General features: G+C 56.0%; 14 protein-coding genes. 4 read left to right on the top strand and 10 right to left on the bottom strand.

Annotation, left to right across the window (positions count from 1 at the left end; translation table 11 throughout):
- Nucleotides 1-64 precede the first annotated feature (64 nt).
- Both HGO37_RS17210 and HGO37_RS17205 read right to left on the bottom strand, forming a co-directional pair.
- A complete protein-coding gene (locus tag HGO37_RS17210) occupies nucleotides 65-1,090 on the bottom strand; it encodes an ABC transporter substrate-binding protein (RefSeq protein WP_250984391.1) in 1,026 nt (341 codons plus the stop codon).
- Between the two features lie 113 nt (nucleotides 1,091-1,203).
- Nucleotides 1,204-2,226: an ABC transporter substrate-binding protein gene (locus tag HGO37_RS17205; RefSeq protein ID WP_502941427.1), complete on the bottom strand. Its 1,023-nt coding sequence runs from the start codon at nucleotides 2,224-2,226 to the stop codon at nucleotides 1,204-1,206.
- Nucleotides 2,227-2,435: 209 nt separating this feature from the next.
- Between HGO37_RS17205 and HGO37_RS17200 the strand changes: the two genes are divergently transcribed.
- Nucleotides 2,436-3,176 (top strand): response regulator transcription factor, encoded by a 741-nt coding sequence (locus HGO37_RS17200; protein WP_192489858.1) that lies wholly within the window; start codon nucleotides 2,436-2,438, stop codon nucleotides 3,174-3,176.
- The gene (locus HGO37_RS17195) at nucleotides 3,173-5,293 is read left to right on the top strand and encodes a sensor histidine kinase (RefSeq protein ID WP_250984390.1); all 2,121 of its coding nucleotides are present in this window, start codon (nucleotides 3,173-3,175) and stop codon (nucleotides 5,291-5,293) included. The genes HGO37_RS17200 and HGO37_RS17195 overlap by 4 nt, the downstream gene beginning before the upstream one ends.
- Before the next feature lie 22 nt (nucleotides 5,294-5,315).
- Here HGO37_RS17195 and HGO37_RS17190 read toward each other — a convergent pair whose 3' ends face one another.
- A complete protein-coding gene (locus tag HGO37_RS17190; RefSeq protein WP_250984389.1) occupies nucleotides 5,316-6,200 on the bottom strand; it encodes a LysR family transcriptional regulator in 885 nt (294 codons plus the stop codon).
- 117 nt (nucleotides 6,201-6,317) lie between these two features.
- On the opposite strand from HGO37_RS17190, the gene HGO37_RS17185 reads away from it, so the two are divergent.
- Entirely contained in the window at nucleotides 6,318-6,779 is a 462-nt protein-coding gene (locus HGO37_RS17185) for a VOC family protein (RefSeq protein ID WP_250984388.1), read from the top strand.
- A gap of 66 nt (nucleotides 6,780-6,845) precedes the next feature.
- The gene (locus HGO37_RS17180) at nucleotides 6,846-7,679 is read left to right on the top strand and encodes an oxidoreductase (RefSeq protein ID WP_250984387.1); all 834 of its coding nucleotides are present in this window, start codon (nucleotides 6,846-6,848) and stop codon (nucleotides 7,677-7,679) included.
- Nucleotides 7,680-7,749: 70 nt separating this feature from the next.
- Here HGO37_RS17180 and HGO37_RS17175 read toward each other — a convergent pair whose 3' ends face one another.
- The 7 genes from HGO37_RS17175 to HGO37_RS17145 all read right to left on the bottom strand — a co-directional run bounded on the left by HGO37_RS17175 (nucleotide 7,750) and on the right by HGO37_RS17145 (nucleotide 15,439).
- Nucleotides 7,750-8,475: an SDR family oxidoreductase gene (locus tag HGO37_RS17175; RefSeq protein WP_250984386.1), complete on the bottom strand. Its 726-nt coding sequence runs from the start codon at nucleotides 8,473-8,475 to the stop codon at nucleotides 7,750-7,752.
- A 33-nt stretch (nucleotides 8,476-8,508) separates the two neighbouring features.
- Nucleotides 8,509-10,143: an FGGY-family carbohydrate kinase gene (locus HGO37_RS17170; protein WP_250984385.1), complete on the bottom strand. Its 1,635-nt coding sequence runs from the start codon at nucleotides 10,141-10,143 to the stop codon at nucleotides 8,509-8,511.
- 78 nt (nucleotides 10,144-10,221) lie between these two features.
- Complete coding sequence (locus HGO37_RS17165; RefSeq protein WP_250984384.1) at nucleotides 10,222-10,953, bottom strand: SDR family oxidoreductase; 732 nt, start codon at nucleotides 10,951-10,953, stop codon at nucleotides 10,222-10,224.
- 38 nt (nucleotides 10,954-10,991) lie between these two features.
- Nucleotides 10,992-11,978: an ABC transporter permease gene (locus tag HGO37_RS17160; protein ID WP_192489866.1), complete on the bottom strand. Its 987-nt coding sequence runs from the start codon at nucleotides 11,976-11,978 to the stop codon at nucleotides 10,992-10,994.
- Nucleotides 11,968-13,470: a sugar ABC transporter ATP-binding protein gene (locus HGO37_RS17155; RefSeq protein ID WP_250984383.1), complete on the bottom strand. Its 1,503-nt coding sequence runs from the start codon at nucleotides 13,468-13,470 to the stop codon at nucleotides 11,968-11,970. Before HGO37_RS17155 ends, HGO37_RS17160 begins: the two co-directional genes overlap by 11 nt.
- A 67-nt stretch (nucleotides 13,471-13,537) precedes the next feature.
- Nucleotides 13,538-14,449: an ABC transporter substrate-binding protein gene (locus tag HGO37_RS17150; protein ID WP_250984382.1), complete on the bottom strand. Its 912-nt coding sequence runs from the start codon at nucleotides 14,447-14,449 to the stop codon at nucleotides 13,538-13,540.
- Between the two features lie 105 nt (nucleotides 14,450-14,554).
- Nucleotides 14,555-15,439, bottom strand: coding sequence for an AraC family transcriptional regulator (locus HGO37_RS17145; RefSeq protein WP_192489869.1), 885 nt, complete (start codon nucleotides 15,437-15,439; stop codon nucleotides 14,555-14,557).
- Nucleotides 15,440-15,641: the final 202 nt, after the last annotated feature.

The following is a 15,641-nucleotide window of genomic DNA, read 5'->3' as shown; positions in this document are numbered from 1 at the left end:
TGATGAATGAACTTGAGGCCGATACCCGAACCAAAGGTCGGGGTATCGGCCGTCACGTCTCGGATCAGTTGGCGACAGCGCCGACTTCACGATCCCAACGCTCCAAGAGAGCCTTGCGCTTGACAGGTTCGCCATAGGTCTTGAAGTCGTAGTCAATCAGCTTGATATCCTCGAACTTCGGCGCTTCCTTCGGCACTTCGGCCGTCTTGTTGGACGGCAACTGGAAGGACTTGGCATCCTTCATACGAGACTGCACGTCCGGCTGCAGCGCCCAGTCGTACCAGACCTTCGCATTGTCGAGGTTGCGGGCACCCTTGATGATCGACATGGAGCCGATCTCATAACCGGTACCTTCACATGGCGCGATCGACTTGACCGGGAAGCCTTCTGCCGTCTGCGCCACCGCATCATGCATGAAGACGATACCAACCGCAGTCTCGCCACGCGCAGCCGCCTTGACCGGTGCAGAACCCGACTTGGTGTATTGCGAGATATTGGCGTTGAGCTTCTTCAGATAGTCGATGGCCTGGTCTTCACCCATGATCTGCACCAGTGAAGCGAGTGCCGTGTAGGCTGTGCCGGAGGAATTGGGGTTGGCGATCTGGATTTCGCCCTTCAGTTCCGGTGCCAGAAGATCGGCCCAGCACAGCGGCTCCTTGTAACCCTTGGACTTGAAGATTTCTGTGTTGTAGCCCCAACCGAGCGCACCGGCGTAAACGCCAACTGTCTTGTAACCGGTGCTTTCTGCCTGTTTCACGGCCCAGTCCTGCAACTGGTCAAGCATTGGCGATTTGTATTCCAGCGTCAGGTTTTCAGATGCAGCCTGCATATGCGGATCGCCGGTACCGGCCCACCAGATATCGGTCTTCGGGTTGCGCGCTTCTGCACGAACCTTGGCATAGGTTTCGCCCGACGACAGGCGCACCATGTTGACCTTGATGTCATGGGACTTCTCGAAGTCGCCCTTCATCTGCTCACAGATAACAACGTCAGCCGAGCAAATCAGGTTAAGCTCGCCTGCGGCCTGAGCGCCGGTGGTGGCAAGTGCAGTACCGGTAAAAAGCAGGCTGGTCAGTATAGTCAGTCGCATGGGTATCCTCCTATAGCTTGCGTCTGAATGGGGGACAGCGTTTGAACATGGCGCTGCCGTTCGCAGCACTTGCAGTGCTGCGCTATTTGTTATTGTTGTTTGAATTGCCGACCCTATTGCGTCGGGTGGATTTCATTGTCGAAGCGGGCTAACAGCCGACTTCGTTCTTCTGGCAGACCGAAGGTGGCAAAGTCATAATCCACCATCTTGATCATCGATATGTCTGGCGCCGTCAGCGGCAGGCTTGCCTTGGCATTGGATGGCACCTGGTTTTGACCTGCGCGAAATCCGGTTGCCTGCCCTTCCGGGCTCAAGGCGTAGTCGACAAAGGCACGTGCAAGAGCCAGATTGGCCGCGCCCTTGATGATGCTGGCCGCACCAATCTCATATCCGGTCCCTTCACAGGGCGCGACGATTGCCAGCGGAAACCCTTCAATCTTCTGCGTCACCGCATCATGCATGAAGGAAATTCCGATCAACACGTCTCCCCGGGCGGCGGCCTTGACCGGAGCTGAACCTGCCTTGGTGTAGGCAACGACGTTGCGATCAAGTTTTGCCATGAAGCTGAAGGCTTCGTCCTCTCCAAACAGCTGCACAAGCGTGGCAAGCAAGGTAAACGCCGTGCCCGACGAATTCGGATTTCCCGATTGGATATGGCCGCGATAAATATCCTTTGCCAGATCTTTCCAGCAGGTCGGCGCTGGCAGCCCCGCTTCAGCCAGCAGTTCTGTATTGTAAGCAAAGCCCAACGCACCGGCATAAATTCCGGCCGAGCGCGACCCTGACATCGCATAAAAATTCTGTGCCCAGGGCAACAGGTCATTCGGGTTGGCGGGGTGGTATTCTTCGAGCAAACCTTCCGAGCTGGCCTGCAAATGGGTATCGCCAGTACCGCCCCACCACACGTCTATGGTCGGATGTGCACGTTCGGCGCGGATCTGATCGAGAATTTCGCCAGTGCTCTTGCGAACCACCGAAATCTCGACACCCATCTTGCTTTCGAATGCTTTTTGCATGGTCACACACCAAGCCTCGTCGACGCCGCACAGGACGTTCAACTTCGACTCGGCCATGCCATGGCCTGCGCCGCACAGCCACACGACCATGCTTGCCGCAAAAGCGGTCACTGCTCTCAATTGAGCCTCCCTGCTTGGAACCTCCCCGTTCCAATCTCCGCATATAGCATGTCAGATACTGCCGCCGCCGCAATCGAAGAATGGTTACCAATCTTTCACCAAAGCGCCCAACAACATGACATTTGTTACAAATATGACATTTCCGATAATCACCGAAGCTTTGAAGATCGCCAAGAGCGTGCTTATGATAGCTGTGGGAGGAATACGCAGTGCTCAATCAGAAGGTAAAGATTCTGATCGTCGAGGACGATCCAGACATGTCCGAACTTATTGCCGATCTGGTCGAGGCTGAGGGTTGGGTGCCGACCTGCGCGCGATCTGCCGAGGAAGCGGACGCAATTTTGGCAACGGACACCATGCAGCTCGTGCTGGTGGACCATAACCTGCCCGGCACATCCGGTCGGACCTTTGCCCAGCGATTGCGTACAAAGGTCGATATCGGCATTGTCATGGTAACGGCAGCGGGCAGCGCCATAGACAGGGTGCTTGGCCTCGAAACCGCCGCCGACGACTATGTGGTGAAACCCTTCGAGCCAATCGAACTGACTGCGCGCATCAAGGCGGTGTTGCGCAGGACCATTCCATCGTTGAAACACGAAAAAGACAGCGAACGCGATCACAGTCGCTCAGCCCTACATCTCGGGGACTGGGTTTTTGATCATGATGCCCATCAGGCCGTTTGCCTTGTTGATCGAAGCAAGACTTTGACAACAGCGGAATTTGCGCTGCTTGAAATTCTGGCGGAAACACCGAACCAGCCGGTCAGTCGCACACAAATCCTCGACCGCCTGGGCTCCGAAAGCGACCGCTACATTGACCGGAATGTCGATGTGCTGGTTCTGCGCTTGCGCCGCAAAATCGAACGAAACCCGGACTTGCCGCGCCATATCAAGACAAGACGTGGCAAAGGATATGTGCTGCATACCGACGAAGCCGAGCTGTCCCCGTGATCAATCGTTCATTTCTGTCGTCGATTGCGTTCCGCCTGCCTTTTGCGATTGTGTTTATCTGCGTTCTGGTCTTCAGCCTCTCGGCAATTGCCATATATGGTTTGCAAAGGGCCCGTGATGAGATGGCCGCTTACGGTGTGCAGGCATTTTCCAGCCTCGGCAAGGTATCGCTGGTTTCGCGGCAGGTGTCGGATCTGGTGTCAAGCGCACCCTTCTTGATGAACGCCGCCTCGCCCTACCGGGTATCCAGCGAAAGCCGCTCGGTGGTGCAGCAGGTCGACAGCCTGCTCTCCATGATAACACCGAAAGAGGACGAGCGACGCATTCCGGGGTTTGCCAGCGACCGAATTGCGGAACTCTTGCAGCAAATTCGCACACAGACGCTCGATCTGGTCAAGGATGCTGATGCAGCGCAGGTTCACAAGGCAGATGCTGCCGCCGCACTTGGCGAAATCGCCACCGGCAAAGGCATTCTGGACCCCAACCTGCGCCAACGCATGAACGGCATCGTGCAAGCCGCCTCAACCTCTGACAGCCTTTTCCAGCTCGGCGAACTGCGCCGTCGTTATGTCTCGGAAACAACTGCCCGTCAGGAAGGATATCCAGGCCAACGCCTTGCCGCCTTCGAACTGCTGCATTATGAGCGCGTCTTCAAGGCACAGACTCAGTATCTCCTTGAAATGTTTGCAATACGCGCCTCGGTCGCCAAACTTCACACCGTGTCGCGTGACCTTTCCCACGCCACCGAAACCCAAAGCGATGCAATTGCCCGTGGCCTGAACGAGGATTTGCTTTCCACGTCCGATGCGCTCAGCCGTCTGCTGGTCATCGTCGCGCTTGCGTCCTTCCTGGTGCTGGTCATGGCGGTTTTCTCCATTCGCTCGGTCATGCGTGTCTCACGCGGCATCGTCACGCTGTCGAATGGCATGAACGCGCTGGCCAAGGGTGATAAGGATGTTGGCCCGCCATCCTATCGCGGGCCGGAAACGGAACTGATTCAGCTGCTCGACGCATTTCGCGCGTTTCATGACAGCGTTGATCGTGTCTCACGGCTGCGCCGCACCGCAGAGGCTGCGGCCCGCACCATCCGCTCAACCTTCCGCAACATGAATGAAGGCATTGCGCTGTTTGACCCGAGCGGCCGGCCGATTACCATGAACCGCCGGATTATCGAGCTTGTTGGCCGCTCAGGTTCCTCTCGCAAATTGCCATTGCGACGTTTTGTGGAACCCATTCCGGAAATCGATCCGTCCTTGTTGCCATCAGATAGTGACCGCGGCGCGTTGATAGACCGCATCTTTATCCGGCATCGCGTTGACGGGCAGGTCATTGAAATCTCACTCTCACGCCAGCCGGACGGCGGCATCGTGATGCTGGCGCGTGATGTCACCGCCCTGGACCGCCAGGAAGCAGAAGCCGTAAAGGCCCAGCGACTGGATGGCATCATGCGTATGACCCATCAGGTCAGTCACGAAGTCGGAAACATGATCGGCATCATAACGGGCAGTCTCGGCCTGCTGGAACGCGAGGCCGGTTTCAATGACCGTCAAAAACGCCATATCACCCGTATTCGCAAAGCCGCCGACCGCGGGCGCTCACTTGCCTCGAGCATGTTGACGGTCGGCAGCCAGCAACCGATCCACGCGCAGCACATCGATGTCGCCAGCCTGTTGCGCGGCATGGCAGATATTCTCGAGATTGCCGTTGGATCGAAGTGCCGTATTACACTTCATCTCAACGAGGAATTGCCAACCATTCCGCTTGACCCTGCCCTTCTTGAGCAGTCGATCCTCAACCTTTGCCTGAATGCCGCCGCCGCAATGCCAAAGGGTGGCCTGATCTCCATCGGCGCATCATCGGACAAAGATGTACTGATCATTGATGTGACCGATGAAGGTATCGGAATGACACCCGAAGCCGTCGACAAGGCTTTTGAACCCTATTTCACAACCCGTGAAGAACATGGTGGAGCGGGCCTTGGCTTGGCAATGGTTTATGGGTTCGTTCGCCAAAGTGGCGGAGAGGCCCACATCCACTCAACCCTTGGACTGGGCACCTCGATCAAACTGATTTTCCCCCTCACTCATCCTCAAACCTTACACAACAGCCAAGCCTGACGGCGTAGAGGGGTAGCGGGAATTAGACACGCAATGCCTCGATAACCACGCGCAATCCCGCAGCCATATGCCTGCGGGATGGATAGTACAGATATAACCAGTCCTCCGGCGCGCTCCATGAGGCAAGGCATTCCACAAGCCTCCCATCGGCAATGTAGGGGCGCGCTCGTTCCTCCCAGACGTAGGCAAGACCTGTCCCGGACAAAGCCGCCTCAACCATAAGCTCGTGGTCGTCAAGCGAGAGCGATCCGGTCGGTTGAAACTCGATTGTCTTACCCGCCTGGCTAAACTCCCAGGCATAAGGCGTGCCATTGGGGTAGATATTGCGGATGCAAAAGTGATCGCTTAAGTCATCCGGGGAATGGGGCAGCGCATGCCGCGCAAAATAATCGGGAGACCCGACGACGGCAAAACGCAGGCGCGGCTTAATCTTTACTGCGGTCATACCATCACGAAGACTTTCGCCTAGGCGAATACCCGCATCAAAACCTTCTTCCACGATATCAACCAATTGGTCGGTCGCCACCACCTCCAGTTCAAGGTTGGGATTCTGTGCGATCAACGGCCCAAGGACAGAGCGAAAAACAAATGGCGCGACTGAACTTGGTGCATTGATGCGGACCTTCCCGAAAGGCGTATCGCGAAATTGGTTCAACGCATCAAGTGCAGATCCGATATCACCAAAGGCAGGCGACACTTGTGCAATCAACATGGCGCCGGCATCGGTCAACGAAACACTGCGTGTGGTTCGATTGAGCAAGCGCAACCCGACTCGTGCCTCGAGGTTGCTGACCGCATGACTGATTGCCGAAGCGGTAACCCCGCGTTCTTCTGCTGCGCGCCGAAAACTCTTGTGGCGTGCAACCGCATCAAAGGCAGACAGTTCCGATAGTTCAGTAGCGCGCATTGATGAACCTCATTCATCATTGATGAGAGCATTATCTATCTAATCGAACTTATAAAAAAGGTCCAGATTTCTCCTCGTAAACCGGTGCTGTTGCCGGCGCGTCAAGGAGATCCGATCATGACTGACTTCATCCCTCCAGCCAAAAACACCGCCTCCCCCTTTGCCGATATGCGCGGCCATCACGTTGCTGTCCGCACTCCTGACCTTGAAACAGTCAAGCGGTGGTACGTCGAAAAACTTGATTTCCGGGTTATTGCGGAATGGGATTATGCCGACGAAAAACTGGCATGTCTCGCCCCCGCAAACGACGATCATTTTTACCTCGAAATTTTGGGCGGAGGCGATCCTTCACCAGTTGATGTCCGCCCCTATACCGACCTTGGCGATAGCCTGAAATATGCCGGTTACCATCACTTTTGCCTCACTGTCGGAAGTGTCGACACGACAGTGCAAACGCTACGTGCCCGCGGCGTCACCATCACCACCGAGCCTTTCGACCTGCTGGCGATCAGTCGCCGGCTCGCATTCTTCTGCGATCCATACGGCAATTTGATCGAGCTTGCGGAAGTTCTTCCCTGATTGATGCAGCTGTACTGCGAACGACAGATAACAAGTCATCCTCACCATCACAAAAGGAACATCACCATGAAAATCTGGTTCATTACAGGCGCGTCCCGCGGATTCGGCGCTCTTATCACGGCACAGGCCTTGGCAAAGGGAGACGCAGTCGTTGCGACAGCCCGTAACTCCAAAGCGATCACTGAACGTTTTGGAGAACATCCCAATCTGCTGCCAGTTACACTGGACGTAACAAGCCAGGAGCAGGCAACTGCCGCCGCCAAAACTGCAATTGAACGGTTCGGCCGCATTGATGTGCTTCTCAACAATGCAGGTTTTGGCCTGATGGGCGCGGTGGAAGAAGCATCGCCAGCCGAAATCGAGGCTGTTTACAAAACCAATGTCTTTGGTCTGCTGAACGTCACTCGCGCGATATTGCCTTTCATGCGCCAGGTTCGTTCCGGGCGGATCCTCAACATTTCATCCATAGGAGGATATCGTGGCGCAGCAGGATTTGGCGTTTATTCATCGACCAAATTTGCCGTCGAGGGCCTGAGTGAGGCATTGCATGACGAGCTTGCACCTTTGGGCATTCACGTCACTGTCGTTGAGCCGGGCTATTTCCGCACAGACTTTCTCGATGCCTCGTCGCTGACTTCGAGCAGCCACATCATCGCAGATTATGAAGCAACGGCAGGAAAGGTAAGAACGCTGGCAACCAGCCTCAGCCACAATCAACCGGGTGACCCAAACAAGCTTGCGCAAGTGCTCATTGACTTTGCGGACGCACCTCATCCGCCAGTCCGTCTGCCACTTGGTAGTGATACGGTCTCGGCAATCGAGGACAAACACAGAAAAGACGCTGCCATCCTCGCGGAATGGCGTGCCATCTCAGTCTCGACGGACTTTATCACGCGCTGAAACGTTTAAACCACGGCAGTGACTGGGAAAACCCAGTTACTGCCGTGCCTCTTTTTCTGTGACAGACAATTTAGACGGCCAGAAAACCGCCATCAACATTGATAACGGCACCATTGACCATGGCCGTATCGGGTGAAAGTAGCGTGGCGATGGTGCGGGCAACGTCATCGGCCTCGGCAAAACGGCCAATCGGATGACGTACCATCATCGGTGCGGATTTTTCCGGATCGCTCCAGGCTTCCATCGCAAGTTCCGTCAATGTGATGGTTGGCGCAACGGAATTGACCCTTATGCCATAAGGGCCGAACTCCTTGGCAAGCACCCGTGTTGCACCCTCAAGACCTGCTTTGGACGCTGCGTAACACAAGTGTTCGTTAAAACCCCGATGTCCGGCAATCGAGGTTATGTTGACAATCGCACCGCCACCGCCAACGGCACGGCGGGCACGGCCAAACTCCTGACTGGTGATCAGGGCCGCCCTCAAATTGATGCCCATCACCGCCTCATAACCCGCTTCGGTCATGTCAAAGCTTGTCTCGAGAACATTGATACCGGCACTGTTGATCAGGAAGTCGGCAGTGCCGGCTTCCGCCATAGCCTTGCGCGTTGCAACCGGGTCAGCCAGATCAACGGTGATCGAACGACCACCAATCTCGTCACGCAGGCTGTCGAGATCCGACGTTGTCCGGCTAACGGCGATGACTTCGGCACCTCGTTCGGCCATGACACGGGCGCAAGCCCGACCGATGCCTTTGCCTGCGCCTGTGATGATGACCGATGTCCCTGAAAACTGCATACTGGTTCCTCCCTGATATATGTGCCCGGCCACTTAGCCAGAGGCTGCGGGCAACAATGGCTCAATGTCTTTTCGCACCTCACGGGCGAGTGTCTGTATTCTCAGAAATGCCTGGTAACGTGCCTCGTGCAGCGCCCGCGCCGCATCCGGTACCGGCTCACTACGCCCGGCCACAGTGGACATGGCAGGCATTGCGGCCTGCAAATCGGGGTACAGTTTGGCGGCAACAGCCGCCAACATGGCTGCGCCCAGCAAAACCGGCTCAGAGCAGGCCGTGACCTCAACGGGAATTCCCGTTGCGTCAGCGAGAATCTGCCGGGTTAGCGGATGTGTTCCCGCCCCGCCAGAAACAGAGATCGTGGAAACGGAGACGCCGTTTTCGGCCTGCGTCTCGATAATCTGGCGCAGTCCATAACCAAGCCCGCAAAGCCCGGCGACGTAAAGTGCAGCAAGATTATCCGCACCGCTTTCCATGCCAAGCCCCATCACAACGGCGCGTGCATAAGGATCGGCAAAAGGTGCGCGATTGCCGAGGAACTCTGGCACCACCTGCAACTGCCCGGCAAGTTCTACCGCGTCTGACGGTCTGTCAACGCCAGCCAGTACCCGCGCCGCAAGCCACGGCGCCAAGCTGGTACCATCCTGTTTTGCCTCCTGCGACGCCTTGCCCGCATAGGGATGCAGGCTCAACAACTGGTCGATGGCCGCACCGGCGGCCGACTGTCCACCTTCATTCAGCCACATGCCAGGAACCATGGCGGAAAAATATGGGCCCCAGACACCCGGCACAAATGTCGGCGCGGCAGTCGTTGTCATCGTGCAGGACGATGTGCCAAACACGTAACCAAGGCAGGATGATGCATCCTGCAAGCCACCCTTCGCCGCTACCGTCCCCACGCCACCGGCATGGGCGTCAATTAATCCTGCCCCGACAGCAATGCCAGCGCGCAGTCCCATGGCATCAGCCGCTTCCTGGTTCAGGCCATCGCCCAATGGAGTTCCCGGGTGCGCGACACTTTGCCCAATCCGGCGAAAACCGTCCTCAGGAAGATCGCCCAGCCCAATCGTGCGGAAATAGGTCTCGTCCCACCTGTCCTCATGCGCCAGATAGGTCCATTTGCAGGTCACGGTGCAGGAAGATCGCTCCAATGCACCGGTCGATTTCCAGGTCAGAAAATCCGTCAGGTCAAAGAAGTGCTCGGCACTGGAATACACCTCTGGCAGATGTTCCTTTAGCCAAAGCAGTTTCGGCGTCTGCATTTCCGGAGAGATAACTCCGCCGACATAGGACAGAACCTTATGTCCTGTGGCATTGATCCGTCGTGCCTGTTCCAGTGCGCGGTGATCCATCCATACGATGATATCGCGTTCAGGATGCGTGGGATCGCCCACTCCGTTGGACGCGCCCTGCACCACCAGCGAGCAGGTGGCATCAAATCCGATCCCGGCCACGGCCGAGGAATCGATCGCCGCCGATGTGACGGCATCACGAACAGTCGTACACACCGCATCCCAAATCTGGGCGCTCGATTGCTCGACATGCCCATGATCATTGCGAAAGATAAGGATGTCATGTTTGGCGGAGGCCAACAGCGTGCCAACCGCATCAAACACGCCAGCGCGTGCCGAACCTGTGCCAACATCGACACCGATAAAGTAACTGCTCATACGATCCTATCCCTCGCCGGAGTGACACAGCCGGCCGTGCTGTTCAAAGCACGGCTCAGCAAACTAGTCCGACCAGACTCAAACCCGGTCAAAGTTGGTCGGCAAGACCAACATATCGCGGATCGTTACATTGCGGTTGCGGGTAAGAATGTATTCCACAGCATCTGCAACTTCGCTCGCCTCAATGATGCTGCCGGATTCCTTGGCCTTGCGCAGGTTTTCTTCCGGCCAGTCAGCGAGCAGGGCCGAGAGGACGGGCCCGGGGGAAACCTGGGCCACACGAATACCATGTGGAATGAGCTGGCGGCGCATGGTCTGAACGAAGCAGGTCACAGCCCATTTCGAACCGGAATAGACCGGTTCCCAATAGGTCGGGAAATGACCGGCAATCGAGCTGGTGACAATGATGTCGCCGGTTTTGCGCGCACTCATATGCGGTACAACTGCATGCACATTCTTCATCACGGCATTGACATTGAGGTTGAGCATGCGGTCGATTTCGTCAGCCGAGGTCTCTGTCAGGTCGCCACCGATATAGGTTCCGGCATTGCAATAGAGAATGTCGATATGATCGACCTTCTCGAGAATTTCGGGAACCATCGCAGCGCAACTGTCGGCATCCAGCAAGTTGGTGACCTGAGGAATGGCATTTTTACCAAGCTTGGCGACCAGGTCGTTGAGCGCTTTTTCGTTCCAGTCGACCATGACGACCGTGCAGCCAATGGCCAGAAGCTTCTCAGTCGTTGCCAGACCGATGCCGGAAGCGGCGCCTGTTATAACCGCGATTTTGCCTTCCAGTGATTGAGCCATATTATTCTCCTAACGTTATGAAAGCTGTTGAGATTTCGTCAGCGCCATTCGCGGGCGATGTAGATAGCAAGCAGGATGATGAAGCCGCGGATGATGTCCTGCAGATAGGGGTTGATACCCATCAGATTGAGGCCGTTGTTGAGGATGCCGAGCAGGACGGCACCAATCAGCGTACCGAGGATGAAACCCCGGCCACCGGCAATTGCAGTGCCGCCGAGCACCACCGCCGCAATGGCATCGAGCTCGAAACCAACGCCGGCATTGGGCTGGCCCGACATCAGGCGTCCAGTCAGAATGATGGCTGCAAGTCCCGCCGTCAGGCCGGAAATCGAGTAAACGGCAATCTTTATGCGACCAATCTTGACGCCCGACAGACGTGCTGCCGTTTCATTGCCACCAATGGCATAGACATGGCGACCGAATGCAGTTCGCTCCAGCAGCAACCACGCCAATGCGTAGATGATGACCATGGCGATGACGGGAACCGGAATAATACCAACACGACCGACGCCGAACCACGAAATCCAGGATGGCAGGCCCGAGATCGGGTAACCGCCGGAATAGATAAGCCCAGCTCCACGGGCGATACCCATGGTGGCAAGTGTGACGATGATGGCCGGCATGCGGCCCCATGCCACCAGAATTCCATTGAAAAGACCAAGCCCGATGGCAATAGCGACGCCGGACAACAGTCCGGCCCAGCCTGGCATGCCGAAATGTACCATCAGCCCCGCCGCCATCGTGCCGGCAAGCGCCATCAGTGCCCCGACCGACAGGTCGATACCGCCTGTTAAGATGACGAATGTCATGCCAACCGCCAGAATGGCGACAATCGATACCTGTCTCAAGACATTGAGAATGTTGGAGACGGAAAAGAAGTTATCCGAGGCAAAACCCATCAGGATCGAAACAACGATCAAGCCAGCCAGTGGCAAGGCCAGAGGCGACTGTATGATGGTCTTCCAGATCGGGGTGGCAGAGGCCTCCGCCTGCGCGCCTGTAAGAGCGTCCGCGTCATGCGACATGTTGTGTCCTCCCGGTTGTTGCATGGGTCATGATCTGCTCAGAGGTGATCGCATCGCCTTCCAGCGTTGCGACAATCCCGCCTGAGCGGAAAACACAGACCCGGTCGGACATACCGATCACTTCAGGCAGTTCCGACGAGATCATGATGATGGAATAGCCACGGGCGGTGAATTCGCGCATGAGCTGGTAAATTTCGGTCTTGGCGCCAACATCAATTCCGCGGGTCGGCTCGTCAAAAATCAACACCTTCATGTTGTGGTTGATCCAGCGGGCAATCACCACTTTCTGCTGGTTGCCACCAGACAGTGTATCGACGCGCGCATGCGGGCTTGAGGCCTTTACTCGCACCCGCTGCATGGCGGCGCGGGTATCGGCAAGTTCACGCGAGCGGTTGATGAAGAAGTGGCCGAACAGGTATTTGCCGTAATTGTTCAGCGAGACATTGTGCATGATCGGGAAACTGGTGATCAGCCCCTGCTCCTTGCGACTTTCCGGAAGCAGACCGATACCGGCCTCCAGCGCCTGGGACGGGTCGGCAAACCGTATCTCGACACCGTTGATCAACAGCTTGCAGCGTGCGGCACGATAGGCACCAAGCATCGCCAGAACTGTTTCGGTACGACCTGAACCCACCAGACCAGCAAAACCAAGGATTTCTCCTGCCTTAAGCTGAAAACTGGAAACCGGTCCGCTTCTGGTGAGCTTGACTTCCTCTACCTCAAGAACAGTCTTGGCATCGGCAGGAATGACAGGTTTTGGCGGGAAGCTGTTTTCGATCCGACGCCCAACCATCATTTCGACCAACCGTGCCTGATTGACGTCGCTGACAGCACAGGAGGCGACAAATTCACCGTCCCGCAATACGGTGATGCGGTCGCAAATCTCGAAAATCTCTTCGAGATGGTGCGAAATGAAGATGATCGCGACACCCTGTTTTCGAAGGCTGCGCATGACGTGAAACAAATGTTCGACCTCGGCCGGCGTCAGCGTCGCTGTTGGTTCGTCGAGCACAAGAATACGGGCGTCGAGTGCCAATGCCTTGGCAATCTCTACAAACTGCTGTTCGGCGACCGACAGATTGCGGATTGGCACATTCAATGGAATGGAGATACCGAGTTGTTTCATGATTTCGGCGGCGCGTTTGCGCATCGCCGATCGTTTCATGAAACCAAGCCCGTTGCTGAGTTCGCGTGCCAGAAACATGTTTTCGACCGCATTCAAATAAGGAACGAGCGAAAACTCCTGAAACACCACACCGATACCGGCATCGATCGCTTCATTATAGTCACTGAAATGGCGAACCTCGCCATTGATGCGAATTTCGCCTTCGCTGGGTTTCACAATCCCGCACAGGATTTTCATCAGTGTCGATTTGCCAGCACCGTTTTCCCCCAGCAGCGCGTGAACCTCACCCGCCTGCACGGTGAGATCCACCCCATGCAGAACCTCGATCCTGCCAAAGCTTTTTTTGATGCCATTCAGCTGTAGCATCTGTTCCTCCCGTGTTTGATTGGAAAAGTCGCCCCCACCGTTTCCGGCGAGGGCGCTCGGGAGGCGCTTACCAACTGAAGTCGGCAGCGTTTTCTTTGGTGACTGGACGGACGTCGATTGGCACTTCCTTCGGCACCACGCGCGCGCCCCACTTCTGCGCCAGCGCCATGGCAAGGCCTACGCGGATCTGGTCACGTGGAAACTGTGCGGTGGTCTGGATGAATGGCGTACCTTCGGCAATCGCCTTGACGGCTTCCGGTGCACCATCAACCGAGGTCAGCTTCACGTCGCGGCCCGAGCCCTGGATGGCGGCAAGAGCGCCCATGGCACCACCGTCATTGACCGAGAAGATACCCTTGAGGTTTGGACGTGCCTGCAACATGTTTTCGACAACGCCGAGTGCAATCGAGCGATCCTGACGACCGTTCTGCGTATCAACCAGCTTGATGTCCTTGAATTCCGCAAGCGCTTCCTTGCAACCTTCCACGCGCTGCAGGATGGGAATAACCGGAATGCCGTCGAGAATTGCGACTTCGCCTTCGCCGTTCAGCGCCTTTCCGAGAGCCTGGCACGACTGGTAACCGGCATCCTTGTTCTTGGAACCAACGAATGTATCAACCGGGCCGTTGGCATTGGCATCAACAGCAACAACAACCACATTCTGTGCCTTGGCTGCGTTGACGGCGGCCTCCACGCCGGCCGAGTCTGTCGGGTTGAGAAGCAGAATATCGATTTTCTGCTGCAACATGTCTTCAACGTCGGAAATCTGCTTGGCAACATCATGGGCGGCATCTGTTACGATAACCTGCGCACCGAGGGACTTCGCTGCCTCGTCCAGCGCTTCCTTCATCGAGACGAAATAAGGGTTGTTCATTTCCTGAAATGTCATGCCGATCTTCAACTTGGCTTCCTGTGCCAAGGTAGGCACTGCGGTCAACGCGACGGTGGCGATCGACAATGCGGTCAAAGCTCTTTTCATGTCAGTTTTTCCTCCCTTTGAACGGCAGGCAAAGCCCGGCCGTTTCCGGAAAGCACCATGCTTTCCGAATTCTATTGTCCCGGTACGGGATATGGATCGTGGCGCTTATCCGGCGGCTTTAAATGCTCCGTTGGCTTTAAAGGTCGCGCGGAATTGCGAAGGCGACATTCCCTTCAGGTTCTGGAAATGCCGGTTGAAATTCGAAATATTGGAAAAGCCGATCTCGTAGCAGATTTGGGCAATCTTGACTTCGGGACGCGTCAACAGTGTCAGACAGGCCAAATCGACACGCAGCTGGTTCTTGTAACGAACTAGCGTTGTTCCGGTATGGCGTTTGAAAGCCCGTGAAAAGGAACTGGCGGTGTGCCCAACCATGTCAGCGAGATCGCGCTCATCAATATCGTCGGTCAGATGTTCACGCAGGTGCGCGATGGCCCTGTTAATGCCGCTTTCATTGATATTCGACAGGTCCAGTTCATAGCTCAGACTGGCCAGCACTTCCGGTTCGGGCGCATTTGCCAGGACATCAAGGATTTCCCAAAACAGTGCCAACCGCATGATGCCGCGTGTCTCGATCAATTTCTCGATCAAAGGGCGCACCTTGTCACTCGTGACGTTGTCGAACAGCAGGCCGCGATGGCTGCGCTCTAGAAGCGGTGCAATGGCTTCCATCTCCGCCATGCCGGCAACACTGTCGTCGACAAATTTCTGCGGGAACTGAAGAACCAGCGAGCGGGCAGGCACGATTTCGTCAGGCTCGATATCGGAAATCCAGTTTTGAGGCAGATTGGGGCCGGTCATGATCAACTGACCAGGTTCAAAGCGACCAATGTGGTCACCGATGTAAAAACGACCTGAGGTCGCAACAACCAGATGAATTTCATATTCAGGGTGATAGTGCCAGCGAACCGTGCGAAACGGATAGCCGTGTCTCCACGCGGCGAAGCTTTCGCCTTTGCGGATATGGACCAGTTCCAGATCGGGTTGCACAGCGTTTCCTCCCACCGAGCGCACAATGTCTGCGGCAAAATCTGCAAACCTCCAATTTGCAAATTTCATCATTAACAAGACCATAACCCCTGAAATTCAAGGCATCTACATCATGGCGAAAATTAAACCGATACTTTTTTGACAGCAGTTTTGCCGTGAGCGTTGATGATGAGAGCCGAGTGTACAAGGATGGAGACGACAC

Origin of the sequence: Rhizobium sp. CG4 (assembly GCF_023701965.1) — a bacterium.
Classification (GTDB): domain Bacteria; phylum Pseudomonadota; class Alphaproteobacteria; order Rhizobiales; family Rhizobiaceae; genus Agrobacterium.
This window is presented reverse-complemented; position numbering and strand designations above follow the sequence as displayed.

Excerpts from the sequence above, each read along its gene's own strand:
- HGO37_RS17210 (WP_250984391.1), bottom strand. The coding sequence starts at position 1,090 with ATGCGACTGACTATACTGACCAGCCTGCTTTTTACCGGTACTGCACTT.
- HGO37_RS17190 (WP_250984389.1), bottom strand. The coding sequence starts at position 6,200 with ATGCGCGCTACTGAACTATCGGAACTGTCTGCCTTTGATGCGGTTGCA.
- HGO37_RS17185 (WP_250984388.1), top strand. The coding sequence starts at position 6,318 with ATGACTGACTTCATCCCTCCAGCCAAAAACACCGCCTCCCCCTTTGCC.
- HGO37_RS17180 (WP_250984387.1), top strand. The coding sequence starts at position 6,846 with ATGAAAATCTGGTTCATTACAGGCGCGTCCCGCGGATTCGGCGCTCTT.
- HGO37_RS17175 (WP_250984386.1), bottom strand. The coding sequence starts at position 8,475 with ATGCAGTTTTCAGGGACATCGGTCATCATCACAGGCGCAGGCAAAGGC.
- HGO37_RS17170 (WP_250984385.1), bottom strand. The coding sequence starts at position 10,143 with ATGAGCAGTTACTTTATCGGTGTCGATGTTGGCACAGGTTCGGCACGC.
- HGO37_RS17165 (WP_250984384.1), bottom strand. The coding sequence starts at position 10,953 with ATGGCTCAATCACTGGAAGGCAAAATCGCGGTTATAACAGGCGCCGCT.
- HGO37_RS17160 (WP_192489866.1), bottom strand. The coding sequence starts at position 11,978 with ATGTCGCATGACGCGGACGCTCTTACAGGCGCGCAGGCGGAGGCCTCT.
- HGO37_RS17155 (WP_250984383.1), bottom strand. The coding sequence starts at position 13,470 with ATGCTACAGCTGAATGGCATCAAAAAAAGCTTTGGCAGGATCGAGGTT.
- HGO37_RS17150 (WP_250984382.1), bottom strand. The coding sequence starts at position 14,449 with ATGAAAAGAGCTTTGACCGCATTGTCGATCGCCACCGTCGCGTTGACC.